We start from the raw sequence: 14766 nt of genomic DNA, 5'->3' as shown, positions 1-14766 counted from the left end.
AGGAGATCAAGGAGATCAAGATGCGTCCGAACATCGATGACCACGATTACGACACGAAGATGCGTAACGTCGTGAAGTTCATCGGTGAAGGCGACAAGGTGAAGATCACCCTGCGCTTCCGTGGCCGCGAACTTTCGCACCAGCAGCTCGGCATGAACCTGCTGCGCAAGGTTCAGGACGACGTGGCGGAAATCGCCAAGGTCGAAGCCTTCCCCCGCATGGAAGGTCGCCAGATGCTCATGGTCCTCGCGCCGAAATAAGCGCGGGAACATCGCAGAAGGCCTGAAGGGCGTGCCGCAAGGCGCGCCCTTTTCGTTTGGCCATACCAGTGCAGTTTCACGCCATTTGCAGATACTGCATCACATCGCGGCGGTTTTCATAGGGCGCTGTCTGGCGAATATCGACATTACGACCGGGCAGTTCGGCAATCCCGTCCGCGCGGACGAACAATGCGACGACGAAGATCTTGCCCGGACGAAGCAGCTTCCACTGCAAACCGCCTCCCCCCATCGGATACTGATGGCTGGGCGCCATGTCGCTGTCATGCGGCATTCTGGGTAGAACCTTGGCGATGCGGTTCGGGCCGGTCAGCTGCGCCGATGCCAGGGCTTTGTGCTGCAACTGCCGGTAACCCGCCTCGCCGTATTCCTTGATCATCGCGTCGTGAACGCGCTTCCTGCGCTCATCTTCGGAAATGGTGTTCGCCGGCAGGCCCATTCTGCCGCCTGACCGCAGCGTTGTGCCATCAAATTCGAAGTCGAGCGCCGTCAGCGCTTCTTTGAGCACGAGAATGTTGTAGCCTGCTGAAAGACGCCCCGATCCATAGCCAAGGCTCGCTTCTACCGCAGCAGGCGGCTTTGTGCCGATCCAGTTGAGCGTCGTGACGTTGCCGTGAAACCGCCCGGTTGTGCCGACCATAAGCGTCATACGATTTACCTGCTTTTCCGCGCCTCTCGATGAACCATGCCTCATCCACAAGGGTATTGGCTGTGCCGTGCGTCACTATGCGACGGCGCACCATCCACCGGCCTTCGACTTGTCGATCCCAAAAAACGCTTCACCGGCAAACACATGCGCCTTTTATCAATCCCATTCCATCCGCCTTCCTTCCGCCACGCTCCAGCGATTCAGCCATGCCCTTTTTGTGAAACCGATCGTTGCCGCCGCGGTTCGCCAAAAAAACCAACAAGGAGCAATATATGATGCCGTCTCTGAAGATCATCCCCGCCATTGCCATCATGGCAGGTTCGCTCGGACTGGGTGGTTGTGCCACCAAGGGCTATGTCAACGAGCAGATCGCCACGGTAAACCAGCGCATCGACGGGGTGGAAGGCCGCTTGCAGGCAACTGACGGCGTTGCGCAGGCTGCACGCGGTGAAGCTCAGGCAGCAAATGCCCAAGCGCAAACCAACACCCAGCGCATCGACCAGCTTACCGGTCGCGTGGACAGCATGGATCAGCGCATGACGCAGATGCAGCAGCAGCCGCAAAAGCGGGCCCGCAACTGAGGCGCGCAAATACACTGACGTAGATTTCCCCGCCGGGCGGGCGGCAGAATGGTCCGTTCCGCAGACCTCTGTTGCCCGCCCGGCACCCCATGAGAGATTGAGCTAAAAAACCTATGGCGAAAGTATTGGGCGCATTGGCCGGACTGGCTTTGATGATTTCACCGCTTGCTACCGAAGATGCATCCGCCGCCCCCGCCAAATCAGCATCGACGAAAAAGAAGAGCGTTCCGCGCAAGCAGGCCATCCCTTCTAAACCGTTTGAACTTCCGCCCTTGAGCATTGCCGCTCAGCGCGTGACCAATTGGGTTGCTGAAAGCGGTGACAATCAGGCATTGCCCTATATCGTGATCGACAAACCTGCCGCGACGATCCTTGTCTATGATGCTGGTGGCAAACCCGTCGCCAGTGGCCCGGTCCTCATCGGCATTGCCGAAGGCGACGATGCCACGCCGGGCGTCGGCACGAAAAACCTTTCCGAGATCGGTCCGGCTGAAAAGACCACACCCGCAGGCCGCTTCCTTGCCAAGTTCGGCAAGGCTGCGGGCAACACCAAGGTGCTGTGGGTGGACTATGCCACTTCCGTCGCCATCCATACCATTCCGGCAGGCAACAAGGAAAACCGCACCAAACGCATGTTGTCGCCCGCCATAGATGACAACCGCGTGACGTTTGGCTGCATCAACGTGCCCAAGGCCATCTATGGCGGAAAGATCGCCCCGATGTTCGGCAAGAAGGGCGGCTACGTTTACATCCTGCCCGACACCAAGAGCCTGGAAGCCGCCTTTCCGCCACTCCACGCAAGGCCTCTGGCCGAAACGGCGCGCTGAAAAACGAAGAAGGGAGCCTCGCAGCTCCCTTCCCCTCTCCCTAACCTGCTTTCAGGTCAGAACCGGTAGCGCGCAGCCACGCCATACGTGCGTGGCTGACTTGTGTAGCCGGAGATTGAACCGGGCTGTGCCGGAGTATCGAAAATCTGCAGAAGATAGCGCGCATCCGTCAGGTTGCGGCCCCACACTGTCAGTTCCAACCCCATCGGCATGACCCAGCTGAGCGAAGCGTTCAACTCGTTCACCTCGCGACGATAAGGCCGTGCAGCGGCAATCGCCACTTGCGTGCCGCCTTCAAGGAAGCCGGGCATACCTTCGGCAATCTGCACAGGCGATTCATAGTGGAAGTCGCCGCGCAGGATCAGATGGTGACCGCTGTTGAACTCGTGATCGTAAGATGCGCCGAAGGTCGATGAAATGGCGGGGATGCCCGCCGGACGCGTCTTGGACAGATCGCCCACCGCCGAAAGAACGAAGCTGTCATACTTCGGATCGAGGTAGGTCATCCCGACATTGAGTTGCAGGCCCTTTGCAGGCTTGACTGTGCCTTCGAACTCCAGCCCGCGCACCGACTGTTTACCCGCGTTGGCCAGCACAAAGCCGGAGCCGGTGAAGGTGTTCGACTGGAAGCCGTTGATGCGCTGGTCAAAGGCGGCAATGTTGGCAGTGACGAGACCCCAGTCCGCCTTCAGCCCGATTTCATAGACGGTCGAGCTTTCCGGCCCGGCAAAGCGGCTGCCATAGGTCTGGTTCACCACGGTCAGACGATTGGCGATCAGTGCCGCGCGATCAACCGGGAACGGACGGCTATCGCGCGAAAGGTTGATCGAGCTTGCCTTGAACCCGGTCGCGTAGCTGGCATAGACGTTGATGTCGTCAGTCAGGTCATAGGCAACGCGGACGATATAGGTGAACTTGTCATCGCTGGTGCGCCCCGGCTCCACCGCGTTTGGCAGGGCAAGGAAAGGCGGCAGAAACTGCAACCGCTGCAGGCCAAGCAGCGGGTTACCCACCGTCAGCGGATTGGCATCGGCTGCCGCCGCGCCGGTCGAAAGGTTGGCGTTAAGCGCGGCAAAACCTGCAGCCTGCGTCTGCAGCGCGGCGAACTGTGCCGGATTGGCCTGCGCAAATGCCGCGATCGTCGCCGGATTGGTCGTGCCCAGAGCGGTGGAGATGAACGTGCGGCTCAGCGCCGTGCCGCCGATCTGCACCAGATCGAGATTGGCGAAAACGTCGCTCGAATCCGCCGCTGCGGCGAAGTTCTTGGTATCCTTGGTATAGTTCACGCCGCCGGTTAGGGTGATCTTGTCACCCAGCTTGAAGTCGGCCTGGCCGAAGAACGAATAGGCCTCGTTCTTCAGGCGATAGCGTTCGTCCAGCTTCTGGCCAGGCGCGAAGAACCGGCCCGTATAGTTGGTGCCCGTAAGCCCGCTGATCGTCGCTTCGATGCTCGGCAACGACTGGGTGTTCTGGGTCAAGCCACGGATAATGAAATCGGCATAACCGCGCGCATCGGTGCCCCAGCCGATCTGGTTGGTCTGGCGAATGTTTTCGTTGAAGTAGTAACCACCCAGCAGGAAGTTCAGCGGGCCGTCCATATTGGTGGCGACGCGCAGTTCCTGCGTGAAGGTCTTGATCGCCTGATCCTGCGCATTGAACCCGATAAGGTCGGCGCTTGAGAAGTCCGAATCCTGATTGGTCACCGCATCGGTGCGGCGATAGGCGGTGATCGACGTGAAGGTCAGCGGCCCCAGATCATAATCGACCTGCCCCGAAAAGCCCCAGTTCTTGATATCGTTGGTGGAATCGATGTTCGAATAGGTGCGGTCGGCATAGACCTCGTTCGGCCCGTTCACCTGCCCGCCCAGCGCGCGGATCGCCAGCGTGGCATCCGAAGGGCGCAGGTTGGCCACGCCGCAGCACAGTTCGTCGATCTTCGAATAATCGCCGATCAGGCGCACCCGCATCTGCGAATTCGGCTCCCATAGCGCCTGCCCACGCACGAACCAGCGGTCGCGCTCGTTCGTGGCGTTGCCCGTGCCCAGATCCTCGTTATAGCCGTCACGCTTGTTCACGCCGCCAGCAAGGCTCACCGCCAATTGCTCGCTCACCGGCCCGGTGACCACGCCTTTCAGCACCAGCGCATTATAATTGCCGTAGCTCGCCTCGACATTGCCGCCGAAATCGAACTTCGGCGCATCGGTCACGATCGAGATCACGCCAACGCTGGCGTTCTTGCCGAACAGCGTGGACTGCGGCCCGCGCAGCACTTCGATGCGCTGAACGTCGGGGAAATCGCCGATCTGTGCGGCAGAGCGAGAGCGGTACACGCCATCGACGAACACACCGACCGAAGGCTCGATCCCGGCATTGTTCGCGCCGTTGCCGAAGCCGCGAATGATGAAATTGGTGTTCGCGCTCGATTGCAACTGCGTCACGCGGAGCGATGGCACTACGCTGACCAGATCCTTCAGATCGCGAATCTGAGCCTGTTCCAGCGTCCTGGCCGTCGTCACCGAAACCGCCACCGGCACATCCTGCAGCGTCTGCGCGCGCTTGGTTGCCGTGACGATGATTTCGTTCCCGGTCGCCACCGTTTCGGGCATGTCGGTTGCCGGCTGGGCCACTTCGCCCGCTTCGGCATCCTGCGCCCGCGCGGTGGCAGACAAAGCGAGAGCCAGCCCGCAAGCTCCGACGAGAAGCGCGGTGCGGCCACTGCGGCGGCCAAGTTCGAGTGTCATCGCTGCAAAATTCCTTAAATCATTCCGGCAGTTGAAGCCGTGTTAGAGGCCGCCCGTAGGCAGCCGCAGGTCATCCTTGTTTCCCATGCACAGTGATAAACACCTGCATTCCCCCTAACAATCGTGGTCCTGTCCGATAGCGCACCTTCATCATGCATTTCCATGCGCTGTTGCAATCCGGTCACACTCGCAACCGGTTGAAGAGCCACCACCAACAAACTTGCCGCAACGCGCTCTCCCGATTCAGCGTGCTTGCCGCAACGCACAATCTCCTCTATGCGCGCGCCGATACCGGAGCGGGCCTGTGCTTGTCCCGATCTCCCACCCGATTCCAAACCGAAAGCCCGTTTTCATGTCCGCCCAGCAGCGCAACATCGCGATCATCGCCCACGTCGACCACGGCAAGACCACGCTGGTTGACCAGCTCTTCCGCCAGTCCGGCACTTTCCGTGACAATCAGCGCGTTGAAGAGCGCGCGATGGATTCCAACGATCTGGAAAAGGAACGCGGGATCACCATCCTTGCGAAGCCCACCTCGATCGAATGGAACGGCATCCGCATCAACATCGTCGACACCCCCGGCCACGCCGACTTCGGTGGCGAGGTTGAGCGCATCCTCAGCATGGTCGATGGCGTGATCCTGCTGGTCGATAGCTCCGAAGGCGCGATGCCGCAGACCAAGTTCGTCACCGGCAAGGCGCTGGCGTTGGGCCTCAAGCCCATCGTCGTCGTCAACAAGGTTGATCGTCCTGACGAGCGCATCCAGGAAGTGCTTGACGAAGTGTTCGACCTTTTCGTCACGCTCGATGCGAACGACGAACAGCTTGAATTCCCCGTGCTCTACGCTTCGGGCCGCAACGGCTATGCCAGCACCGATCCCGCGCGCCGCGAAGGCACGCTGGAACCGATGTTCCAGCTCATCGTCGATCACGTGCCGCCGCCGAACCTCGATGAAGACGCGCCCTTCTCGTTCCTCGCCACGCTGCTCGATCGTGACAACTTCCTGGGCCGCGTTCTCACCGGCCGCGTCCAGTCGGGCACGATCCGCGTGAACGATCCGATCCGCGCGCTCGATTCCGAAGGCAAGGTTATCGAAACCGGCCGCGCGTCCAAGATCATGACCTTTCGTGGCCTTGATCGCGTGCCTGTCGATGAAGCCAAGGCGGGTGACATCATCTCGCTGGCCGGCCTCACCGTCGCCACCGTGTCGAACACCATCGCCGCACCGGAAGTGACCGTGCCGATCAAGGCCCAGCCGATCGATCCGCCGACCCTGTCGATGCGCTTTGCCGTGAACGATTCGCCGATGGCGGGGCGTGAAGGCAGCAAGGTCACCAGCCGCATGATCCGCGACCGTCTGGAGCGTGAAGCCGAATCGAACGTCGCCATCCGCATCACCGAAAGCGCTGACAAGGACAGCTTCGAAGTGGCCGGTCGCGGCGAACTTCAGCTTGGCGTGCTGATCGAAACGATGCGCCGCGAAGGCTTCGAACTCGGCATCAGCCGCCCGCGCGTTCTCTTCAGCGAAGACGAAGACGGCAACCGGACCGAGCCTTACGAAACCGTCATGATCGACGTGGACGATGAATATTCGGGCACCGTGGTCGACAAAATGGCCATCCGCAAAGCGGAAATGACCGACATGCGCCCCTCGGGCGGCGGCAAGACCCGCATCACTTTCTCGGCCCCGTCGCGCGGCCTCATCGGCTACCACGGCGAATTCCTGTCGGACACGCGCGGCACCGGCATCATGAACCGCCTGTTTGAAAAGTACGGTCCGCACAAGGGCAAGATCGAAGGCCGCAAGAACGGCGTGCTGATCTCCAACGGCAACGGTGAAGCCGTTGCCTATGCCCTGGGGCCGCTTGAAGAACGCGGCATCCTCTTCGTCGGCGTCGGCACGCCTTTGTATGAAGGCATGATCATCGGCGAAAACGCCAAGCCCGAAGATCTCGAAGTCAACCCGATGAAGTCCAAGCAGCTGACGAACTTCCGTTCGACCGGCAAGGACGACGCCATCCGCCTCACCCCGCCCAAGATCATGACGCTCGAACAGGCCATCGCCTATATCGACGACGATGAAATGGTCGAAGTGACACCCAAGTCCATCCGCATCCGCAAGGCGATCCTCGATCCGAACGAACGCAAGAAAGCCAGCAGGAAGAAGGAAGCGGCATAAACAAACACCAAAGGGCGGCCAGAAATGGCCGCCCTTTTTGTTCCGGTCAGCAATAGACCGCATTGAACTTGCGCTGTCAGCAAGCTCAATGTGTGCAAAACAATCAGTCTGCAGTAACAAACCGGATCGGCTCGTGTTGTCGAAACGCATTGTTAACCATGTTAAGACAAAGGTGCGGGTGAAGGGAGTTTACCGTTGCCTGACCGCAATCAGAATGCCGATTTCATTGCCAAACGGCTTGAAGAGGTGGCAACCGAAGTCGCTGCGACGTTCCGAATAAATGGAACTACCCTTTCATGCCATATCCGCGATATTCTTCCGATCGAACGTGCCACGGAAATTCACAGCAAATTTCCCGGATCCGAACCGATGATCCTGAAGCGTTCGATCACCCGACTATCAGGCTTATTTCCAAGCAACCTCGTGCCGGGGCGAGACAGGGCAAATTCCAGCGGATTTTCTGATGCGTGCAGACAATGCTTTGCGGATGCCGGGCCTCCGGTTGATGAACGACAAGATTTGGACACCCCCCACGTCTAAAAGCGCGAGAATTCATGCCATGCGCAGTTATCCTGAACTTGAATATCGCACGCTGGAGCGCATCCCGGTGCAGAGACCTGTCGAGCGCGTTGCTTTCATCGCAAACCTTTGCCGTGACAAGAACGTGTTGGATATTGGATGCCTCGACGAAACAGCAGTAAAAAAGCAGGGGACAGACGATTGGCTGCACCGGCGCATAGCACGCGTGGCTAATACTGTTCTGGGTGTTGATTCATCTTCGACCCTACCAGACGGAGGCCTCGTCACAGGTCCGAACGCGAGGATCGTCAAAGGTGATGGTCTTTCTCCAAATCTGTCCGCCGACGAGGAAAGAGCAGTGGAGGTGATCGTTGCCGGCGAATTTATAGAGCACCTTGAAAACCCGCTCGCATTTATCCGCGCAATGAAAGCAAAGTTTACGGGACGCCTACTTATTCTTTCGACGCCCAATGGTGTAGCCTTCGCCAATGCGTTGCTGGGAACGGTCGGTCGCGAAGCACAACATCCCGATCACTTGCTGACATCAACGTTCAAAACATTGAACATGCTGTGCAAGCGTGCGGAATGCAGTTCGTGGGAAATCATACCATATCGCTTCTATGCAACTGAAATGTTGTTAGATTCGAAGGGTGTTAAGCGGCTAGCGATCAAGCTGGTACAATCGGCTATACGTGCAATTGAATGGATGTTTCCGCTGCGCAGCTTCGGATACGTAGTTCACATCACATTGTGAAGCGGTAGCGGCAAGACAAAGGGTGACGAAAGATCGCCACCCTTTTCATGCGCAACGAGCAGGCCGCTCAGAACCGTAGGCCGACCACCGCGCGCACGGCGTGGGTGTCGAAATACTTGTCCTGAATGCGCATGTTTGTGCCGCCCCCGTTCAGCAGGAACGGATTGGTGGCAGGCGCGGTGCCCTGGCCCACCGAGACGCTGTACTTGTCGTCCTTGTAGCGGCTGTAGAGATATTCGAGGCCCAGCGACACGTTGTTGGTCAGCATCACTTCGGTGCCGCCCCCCGCCTGCCAGCCCCACACCATGTCGCCATCATTGTTTTCGTTGAATGAATTGGCGGTGTTGCTGGTGGTAAAATCGTGGTCAATTTTGGCATAGCTCACGCCGCCGGTGCCGTAGAACAGCGCGCCGCCACCAGGGGTGAAGCCCACGCGGGCGCGGGCCGACACCGCGTAGTCGAGCGAGCGGTCGATGCGGTAGAACGCGGGCGTAGTGCTGAAAGCGCTGGCGCGCTCCTTGGCCTCGTTGCGCGAACCTTCGACCAGCGCGCCGAAGACCATGCCGCCCGAACGCGCGTCAAACCCGATGCGCGCACCATATTCGGCCCCGGCCTTGTCCGGCGCGCAGCCCGGATCGCGCGTCCGTCCGCGTGCGCCGTTGCAGAAGCCGGGGGAGAAGGCGTTGGCACCGGCCAGCGTGGTGACCTGTTCGTTGTAGGTGCCGTTGCGGTCGGTATCGAAGCCGAACGTGTTGCCATTCTCACCGGGTACGCCAAGGCCGCCGAAGCCCTGAATGTAGATGCCGCTGAAATGGCTGTCGCGGTCGAAGCCGTCGGCGGTCGTCGTGGTCGATGTATCCGAAGCGTCCTGCGCAAGCGCCGGAACCGAGACGAGCGCGACCGTCGCGGCCAGCGGCCACGCGAAAAGGTTGTTGAACCTCATGAATTTTCCCTTTGCTGTTAACGCCTTGGAGCGTTCACCCGGTCAAACCGGCGGGCGGCAAAAAGGTTTCCGGGTTCGTCGCCGCATCGGACCAAACATGCGCAAAACTGCGATGAAGTGGAAATTCTCCGGGCGCGGTGTCGCTGTCACTCGCCATTCATGTTTCGCGGGTCTATGGCGCAGGCGATGACCCAGCCTGATCCTTCCGCCTTCCCCACCGCGCTATCGGGACTGCGCGTTGCCCTGTTCAGCGGCAACTACAACTATGTGCGCGATGGCGCGAACCAGGCGCTGAACCGGCTGGTCGGCTATCTGCTGCGGCAGGGCGCGGACGTGCGGGTCTATGCGCCCAAGGTTGAGAGCCCGGCGTTTCCGGCCACCGGCACGCATATCGGCATCCCCTCGTTCGCGATACCGGGCCGGGCGGAATACCGTTTCCCGCTGGCGCTCAGCCCCCGCGTGCGGCGCGATCTGAAGGCGTTCGATCCGCACGTCGTCCACGTCTCATCGCCCGATGTGGTGGCGCACCGCGCGGTTTCGTGGGCGAGGCATCGCAAGCTGCCAATCCTCGCCTCGGTCCACACCCGCTTCGAAACCTACTTCCGCTATTACAACATGGCCTGGGCCGAACCCGTGGTCGAAGCACTGATGCGGCGGTTCTATCGCCGCTGCGATGCGCTGGTCGCCCCGTCGGAATCGATGGCGCAAGTGCTGCGCGATCAGCGCATGAACTACGATATCGACATCTGGTCACGCGGGGTCGATCGCGAAATCTTCCATCCCGGCGCGCGGGACATGGCGTGGCGGCGCAGCCTTGGTATCGCGGATGACGAAGTGGTGGTGGGCTTCCTTGGCCGTCTGGTGATGGAAAAGGGGCTGGACGTCTTCTCGGACTCGATCGACCAGCTGGTGCGCAAGGGTGTGAAGCATCGCGTGCTGGTGATCGGTGAAGGCCCCGCGCACGAATGGTTCGCCGCGCGCCTGCCCGACGCGGTGTTCGCAGGTTTTCAAGGCGGGCACGATCTGGGCCGCGCGGTGGCGAGCATGGACGTGCTGTTCAACCCTTCCATCACCGAAACGTTCGGCAACGTCACGCTTGAGGCGATGGCCTGCGCGGTGCCGGTCGTGGCGGCGGCGGCCACGGGGAGCCAGAGCCTTGTCGACGATGGCGTATCCGGGCGACTAATCACGCCGGGCGCGGTCCGGCAGTTTGCCGAAGCACTGCGCGGTTATGCTGAGGACGCCGCCTTACGCGCCAGGCACGGCAAGGCCGGCGAAGAACGCAGCCTCGACTTTTCGTGGGACCGGATCAATCAGGCCGTGGCCGACACCTATCTGCGGCTGGTGCGCCAAAAGGCCAAACAGATCAGGCGTTAACGCAGGACGCCCGCCGCCTTCATGCGGTTGGCATACCACAGAAAGAACAGCAGCGAGGCCCAGATCACGCCGGTCATCACCATCATCGCGCCGCCTTTCATCGTTTCAGGCATCGCGCTGTCGGTGAACTGGTAAATTTGGCTGACCGCAAGGCCGAGCAGCGAGACGGCAAAGGCCGCAACCGCATGGCGCGAGCGCAGTAGCAGCAGAATGGAACCGGCCAGCGATCCCCATACGCCAAGCGCCCAGAACACGCTGAGCCACGACGGCATCGCCTGAATATAGGCGACTTCCGCCTGCCCCATACCCATCGACTGCATGTAGCCTGCCGGATCAAGCTTGGTCATGGTGTAATCGACACAGCCGAAGCTGTTCCACAGCAGGCTGATAACGCCGACGATCCACAGATGCGCGGGCGCACGGGCTGCGGCTGGCGTGGATTCGAGGTTTTGCATGTGTCCCCTCCCCCTTTGATCGGAGGAGAGGATACCATGCAGCAGAGCATCGTCAAAGCGCCGCGATAGCGCGGATTCGATGAGCATCAGAGGCGTTCGATCCTGCGGGCGGCCTCATCCAGAATGTCGGCCACGGCGTGCGCGGTTTCGGTGTCGAAGCCACTGGCCATCGCCCGGTTGCGCAGCACGGCGTGGAGATTGCCCATCGCGCGGCGCACTGGCGGGCTTTCTGCCCGATCCCGCTGTTCACCAAGCGCCTTGAGGCGAGTGACGACAACATCGATCTCGGCGTCCTTGTCGACGAGTTCGGCGCGGCCAGCGTCGGTTACGGCAAAAGCCTTGCGCGGACCATCGCCAGCTTCCTCTGCAATCAGGCCTTCGTCGACCAGAAGATTGAGCGTGGGATAGACGACGCCGGGGCTGGGCGCGTACTCCCCGCCCGCCAGATCACCCACCGCGCGGATCAGGTCATAGCCGTGGCGCGGCTGCTGCGCGACGAGGTGAAGCAGGAGCAGGCGCAGTTCGCCACCGGCAAACATGCGACCCCCGCGACGCCCACCGCCGCGTCCACCGCGACCGCCGCCGAAGCCACCGCCAAACGGGCCATCATCACCAAATGGTCCGCCCTTGCCGAAAGGACCGCCAAAGCGCCCTCCCATCATCGCCATCATCTTCATGGCATGGCGACCGCCCCTATGGCGACCCCGGCCCAATGAATCGTGTTCGAATCTCATGTATTCATATCCTTTCATGATGCGTATAAGATATATCTTTAAAATGATCTGGCAAGAGGCTGGTGCAATTTTTTCACGCAGGGCCTATTTCGCAGGGACATGGCCGACCTCTTCGCTTCGCCCCCGCAGGACCGCCCTCCACCCGAAGCCAGCGCCGAAGCGCCGCTGGCGGATCGGTTGCGCCCGCGCGACCTGACCGAGATCATCGGACAGGATCATCTGACCGGGCCGGACGGCGCGATCGGACGCATGGTGGCGGCGGGCAAGCTGACATCGATGATCCTGTGGGGACCGCCGGGAACCGGCAAGACCAGCATCGCACGCCTGCTCGCCGAAGCTGTGGGGATGCGCTATGTCGCGATCAGCGCGGTATTTTCGGGCGTGGCGGACCTGAAAAAGGCCTTTGCCGAAGCCGAGGCGATGGCGCTGGCCGGGCGGCGCACGCTGCTGTTCGTGGACGAAATTCACCGCTTCAACCGCGCGCAGCAGGACGGTTTCCTGCCCTTTGTAGAGAACGGCACGGTCACGCTGGTCGGCGCGACGACCGAGAACCCGTCCTTCGCATTGAACGCCGCGCTGCTATCACGCGCGCAAGTGCTGATCCTGCACCGGCTGGATGCGGCGGCGCTGGGCACCCTGCTGGACCGGGCCGAGGACATCACCGGCCTGCGGCTCCCCCTCACCCCGCCCGCGCGCGAGGCGCTGGTCGCATCGGCAGATGGCGACGGACGGTTCCTGCTCAATCAGGCCGAAATGCTGTTCGACGTGTCGCTGCCCGCGCCGCTCGATCCCGAAGCGCTGGGCAAGTTCCTGATGCGGCGCGTGGCGGTTTACGACAAGGACCGCGAGGGCCACTACAACCTGATATCGGCGCTGCACAAATCGGTGCGCGGGTCCGATCCGCAGGCAGCGCTCTATTACATGGCGCGGATGCTGGTGGCGGGCGAAGAGCCGCTTTATGTGCTGCGGCGGCTGGTGCGGATGGCGGTGGAAGACATCGGCATGGCCGACCCGCAGGCGCTGGTGCAGTGCCTTGCCGCGAAGGATGCCTATGAGTTCCTTGGCAGCCCGGAAGGCGAACTGGCCATCGTGCAGGCGCTGCTTTATATCGCGACCGCGCCCAAATCGAACGCCGCCTATATGGCGCACAAGGCGGCGTGGAAATCGGCGCGCGAAACGGGATCGCTGATGCCGCCCGCCAATATCCTCAATGCGCCGACCAAACTGATGAAAGATATCGGTTACGGCAAGAACTATGCCTATGACCACGATGCCGAAGACGGTTTTTCCGGGGCGAACTACTGGCCCGAAGGCATGGTGCCGCAGGCCTATTACGCACCGGTGGAGCGTGGATTCGAGCGTGAAGTGATGAAGCGGCTGGAATGGTGGGACCGCAAACGGCGCGAGCGCGGCGGGGCGTGACGCCGGACCGCTTCGGCCATTTCGTGGCGATCGACTGGTCCGGTGCAGCGGGTGAGCGGCAAAAGGGGATTGCACTGGCATGGGCAAGGCGCGGCAAGGCGGCGCCGCAGATCGTGCGCCCCGGCCACCGCTGGTCCCGCAATGACGTGCTGGATTTCCTGGGCAACGATTTGCCTGACGATACGCTGGTCGGCATGGACCTTGGCATATCGCTGCCATTTGTAGACAGGGGTGGCTTCTTTCCCGGTTGGCCCGAAAGCCCCGCAACGGCACGTGAATTGTGGAAGCTGGTGGATTCGATCTGTGCTGACGAGCCGCATCTGGGCGTTTCGGCGCTTGTCGATCATCCAGACCTTTCGGCATGGTTCCGACGGCACGGTGGGCGTGAAGGCGCACAGTTTGGCGGCGGCGCGGGGCGCTTTCGCGTGACCGAAGCGGCGCAAAGGCGGATGGGGTGCAAGCCCTATTCGAATTTCAACCTTGTTGGGGCAGCACAAGTCGGCAAATCCAGCCTTTCGGGAATGCGGATGTTGCACAGACTGGGCAAGAACGTGAGCGTCTGGCCAGTCGATCCCTTGCCCGTCAAAGGCCCGGTCGTGTGCGAAATCTATACCACCATTGCCGCAATGGCCGCAGGCCGCAGCGCCAACAGATCGAAGATTCGCTCTGCCGTTGACCTCGACATGGCTTTGCAGAGGCTGGGTTCTGCTCCTTCCGGGCTGGCGGGGCTGCTGGATGATCATACCTGCGACGCCATCGTGACAGCCGCATGGCTGCGCAATTCCGCCCACGACCGCACACTGTGGCAGCCGCGTGAACTGACGACGGAAATCGCGCAGACCGAAGGTTGGACGTTCGGGGCGGCGTAAGTAGTCTTGTGAAGCGCGATCTGTGCCGCTAAGGCGCGCATCACGCATCGCGCGGGCCGGCTTAGCTCAGTTGGTAGAGCACCTGATTTGTAATCAGGGGGCCAGGGGTTCGAATCCTCTAGCCGCACCATTTCCCAACATCTACGGATCGTTATCGGCAATCCGCGAGAGCAGACGCTCCAGTCGCTTGAGCTCTTCCTGCCGCAGCGCGCGGATTTCGAGGAAGATGGCGGCGAGCTCGGGAGAGTCTAGCGCGAGGGTAAGGTCGGACAGCGTTATGTCATGATCGGCGGGGACTGAAAACGCGCGCCGCAGATTACCCGCGATTTCACGCAGGCGTATTTCGCTGGATTGGTTAAGCGAACCGTGCAGCATGTGGCGGGCATACCATAAGCTTATGAAATTCAAGCATTGGTATGCCATCGTAGAAATACACAA

At 61.0% G+C, this 14766-nt stretch carries 15 protein-coding genes and 1 tRNA gene; 10 read left to right on the top strand and 6 right to left on the bottom strand.

Features of this window, described 5'->3' with window-relative positions; translation table 11 throughout:
- The coding region (infC, locus tag ACOVQ0_RS00165; RefSeq protein ID WP_421878456.1) for a translation initiation factor IF-3 at nt 1-260 on the top strand (260 nt) is incomplete at its 5' end.
- 76 nt (nt 261-336) lie between these two features.
- Here infC and ACOVQ0_RS00160 read toward each other — a convergent pair.
- A complete protein-coding gene (locus tag ACOVQ0_RS00160) occupies nt 337-927 on the bottom strand; it encodes a hypothetical protein (RefSeq protein ID WP_421878453.1) in 591 nt (196 codons plus the stop codon).
- 272 nt (nt 928-1199) lie between these two features.
- Here ACOVQ0_RS00160 and ACOVQ0_RS00155 point away from each other — a divergent pair, with 272 nt between their 5' ends.
- Together ACOVQ0_RS00155 and ACOVQ0_RS00150 are read left to right on the top strand one after the other, a co-directional pair.
- On the top strand, nt 1200-1508 hold the full coding sequence (locus tag ACOVQ0_RS00155) for a hypothetical protein (protein WP_421878450.1): 309 nt from the start codon (nt 1200-1202) through the stop codon (nt 1506-1508).
- A 113-nt stretch (nt 1509-1621) separates the two neighbouring features.
- A complete protein-coding gene (locus ACOVQ0_RS00150; protein ID WP_421878447.1) occupies nt 1622-2335 on the top strand; it encodes a L,D-transpeptidase family protein in 714 nt (237 codons plus the stop codon).
- A 56-nt stretch (nt 2336-2391) separates the two neighbouring features.
- On the opposite strand, the gene ACOVQ0_RS00145 is transcribed toward ACOVQ0_RS00150, so the two are convergent.
- The gene (locus ACOVQ0_RS00145) at nt 2392-5076 is read right to left on the bottom strand and encodes a TonB-dependent receptor (RefSeq protein WP_421878444.1); all 2685 of its coding nucleotides are present in this window, start codon (nt 5074-5076) and stop codon (nt 2392-2394) included.
- A gap of 352 nt (nt 5077-5428) precedes the next feature.
- Between ACOVQ0_RS00145 and typA the strand changes: the two genes are divergently transcribed.
- From typA to ACOVQ0_RS00130, 3 genes are all read left to right on the top strand, one after another.
- Nucleotides 5429-7255 (top strand): translational GTPase TypA, encoded by a 1827-nt coding sequence (gene typA / locus ACOVQ0_RS00140; protein ID WP_421878441.1) that lies wholly within the window; start codon nt 5429-5431, stop codon nt 7253-7255.
- Nucleotides 7256-7450: 195 nt separating this feature from the next.
- Nucleotides 7451-7795 (top strand): hypothetical protein, encoded by a 345-nt coding sequence (locus tag ACOVQ0_RS00135; RefSeq protein WP_421878437.1) that lies wholly within the window; start codon nt 7451-7453, stop codon nt 7793-7795.
- On the top strand, nt 7761-8528 hold the full coding sequence (locus ACOVQ0_RS00130) for a class I SAM-dependent methyltransferase (RefSeq protein ID WP_421878434.1): 768 nt from the start codon (nt 7761-7763) through the stop codon (nt 8526-8528). The genes ACOVQ0_RS00135 and ACOVQ0_RS00130 overlap by 35 nt, the downstream gene beginning before the upstream one ends.
- A 67-nt stretch (nt 8529-8595) precedes the next feature.
- Here the strand turns inward: ACOVQ0_RS00130 and ACOVQ0_RS00125 are convergent, their stop codons facing one another.
- Entirely contained in the window at nt 8596-9471 is an 876-nt protein-coding gene (locus ACOVQ0_RS00125) for an outer membrane protein (protein ID WP_421878431.1), read from the bottom strand.
- 174 nt (nt 9472-9645) lie between these two features.
- Here ACOVQ0_RS00125 and ACOVQ0_RS00120 point away from each other — a divergent pair, with 174 nt between their 5' ends.
- Nucleotides 9646-10848, top strand: coding sequence for a glycosyltransferase family 4 protein (locus tag ACOVQ0_RS00120; protein WP_421878462.1), 1203 nt, complete (start codon nt 9646-9648; stop codon nt 10846-10848).
- Here the strand turns inward: ACOVQ0_RS00120 and ACOVQ0_RS00115 are convergent.
- Both ACOVQ0_RS00115 and ACOVQ0_RS00110 read right to left on the bottom strand, forming a co-directional pair.
- Nucleotides 10845-11303 carry a hypothetical protein gene (locus tag ACOVQ0_RS00115; protein WP_421878428.1) on the bottom strand — a complete coding sequence of 153 codons (459 nt, stop codon included), beginning with the start codon at nt 11301-11303 and terminating at the stop codon, nt 10845-10847. The two genes, ACOVQ0_RS00120 and ACOVQ0_RS00115, sit on opposite strands and share 4 nt — an antisense overlap.
- An 86-nt stretch (nt 11304-11389) precedes the next feature.
- The gene (locus ACOVQ0_RS00110; RefSeq protein ID WP_421878425.1) at nt 11390-12037 is read right to left on the bottom strand and encodes a PadR family transcriptional regulator; all 648 of its coding nucleotides are present in this window, start codon (nt 12035-12037) and stop codon (nt 11390-11392) included.
- Between the two features lie 99 nt (nt 12038-12136).
- On the opposite strand from ACOVQ0_RS00110, the gene ACOVQ0_RS00105 reads away from it, so the two are divergent.
- The 3 genes from ACOVQ0_RS00105 (at nt 12137) to ACOVQ0_RS00095 (ending at nt 14458) form a co-directional block, all read left to right on the top strand.
- A complete protein-coding gene (locus ACOVQ0_RS00105) occupies nt 12137-13459 on the top strand; it encodes a replication-associated recombination protein A (RefSeq protein WP_421878423.1) in 1323 nt (440 codons plus the stop codon).
- Nucleotides 13456-14328: a hypothetical protein gene (locus ACOVQ0_RS00100; RefSeq protein ID WP_421878419.1), complete on the top strand. Its 873-nt coding sequence runs from the start codon at nt 13456-13458 to the stop codon at nt 14326-14328. Before ACOVQ0_RS00105 ends, ACOVQ0_RS00100 begins: the two co-directional genes overlap by 4 nt.
- 55 nt (nt 14329-14383) lie before the next feature.
- A tRNA-Thr gene (locus ACOVQ0_RS00095) sits at nt 14384-14458 on the top strand.
- Between the two features lie 11 nt (nt 14459-14469).
- Here ACOVQ0_RS00095 and ACOVQ0_RS00090 read toward each other — a convergent pair.
- Nucleotides 14470-14703, bottom strand: a complete 234-nt coding sequence (locus tag ACOVQ0_RS00090; RefSeq protein WP_421878416.1) for a hypothetical protein — start codon at nt 14701-14703, stop codon at nt 14470-14472.
- Nucleotides 14704-14766 lie beyond the last annotated feature (63 nt).

The organism is Novosphingobium sp., from assembly GCF_049240505.1.
GTDB lineage: Bacteria > Pseudomonadota > Alphaproteobacteria > Sphingomonadales > Sphingomonadaceae > Novosphingobium.
The sequence above is the reverse complement of the archived record's forward strand: the minus strand, read 5'-3'. Positions and strand labels throughout refer to the sequence as shown.

Bases quoted from the DNA above. Each gene is read 5' to 3' on its own strand.
- ACOVQ0_RS00160 (WP_421878453.1), bottom strand. From the start codon at position 927: ATGACGCTTATGGTCGGCACAACCGGGCGGTTTCACGGCAACGTCACG.
- ACOVQ0_RS00155 (WP_421878450.1), top strand. From the start codon at position 1,200: ATGATGCCGTCTCTGAAGATCATCCCCGCCATTGCCATCATGGCAGGT.
- ACOVQ0_RS00150 (WP_421878447.1), top strand. From the start codon at position 1,622: ATGGCGAAAGTATTGGGCGCATTGGCCGGACTGGCTTTGATGATTTCA.
- ACOVQ0_RS00145 (WP_421878444.1), bottom strand. From the start codon at position 5,076: ATGACACTCGAACTTGGCCGCCGCAGTGGCCGCACCGCGCTTCTCGTC.
- typA (WP_421878441.1), top strand. From the start codon at position 5,429: ATGTCCGCCCAGCAGCGCAACATCGCGATCATCGCCCACGTCGACCAC.
- ACOVQ0_RS00130 (WP_421878434.1), top strand. From the start codon at position 7,761: ATGAACGACAAGATTTGGACACCCCCCACGTCTAAAAGCGCGAGAATT.
- ACOVQ0_RS00125 (WP_421878431.1), bottom strand. From the start codon at position 9,471: ATGAGGTTCAACAACCTTTTCGCGTGGCCGCTGGCCGCGACGGTCGCG.
- ACOVQ0_RS00120 (WP_421878462.1), top strand. From the start codon at position 9,646: ATGGCGCAGGCGATGACCCAGCCTGATCCTTCCGCCTTCCCCACCGCG.
- ACOVQ0_RS00115 (WP_421878428.1), bottom strand. From the start codon at position 11,303: ATGCAAAACCTCGAATCCACGCCAGCCGCAGCCCGTGCGCCCGCGCAT.
- ACOVQ0_RS00110 (WP_421878425.1), bottom strand. From the start codon at position 12,037: ATGAGATTCGAACACGATTCATTGGGCCGGGGTCGCCATAGGGGCGGT.
- ACOVQ0_RS00105 (WP_421878423.1), top strand. From the start codon at position 12,137: ATGGCCGACCTCTTCGCTTCGCCCCCGCAGGACCGCCCTCCACCCGAA.
- ACOVQ0_RS00090 (WP_421878416.1), bottom strand. From the start codon at position 14,703: ATGCTGCACGGTTCGCTTAACCAATCCAGCGAAATACGCCTGCGTGAA.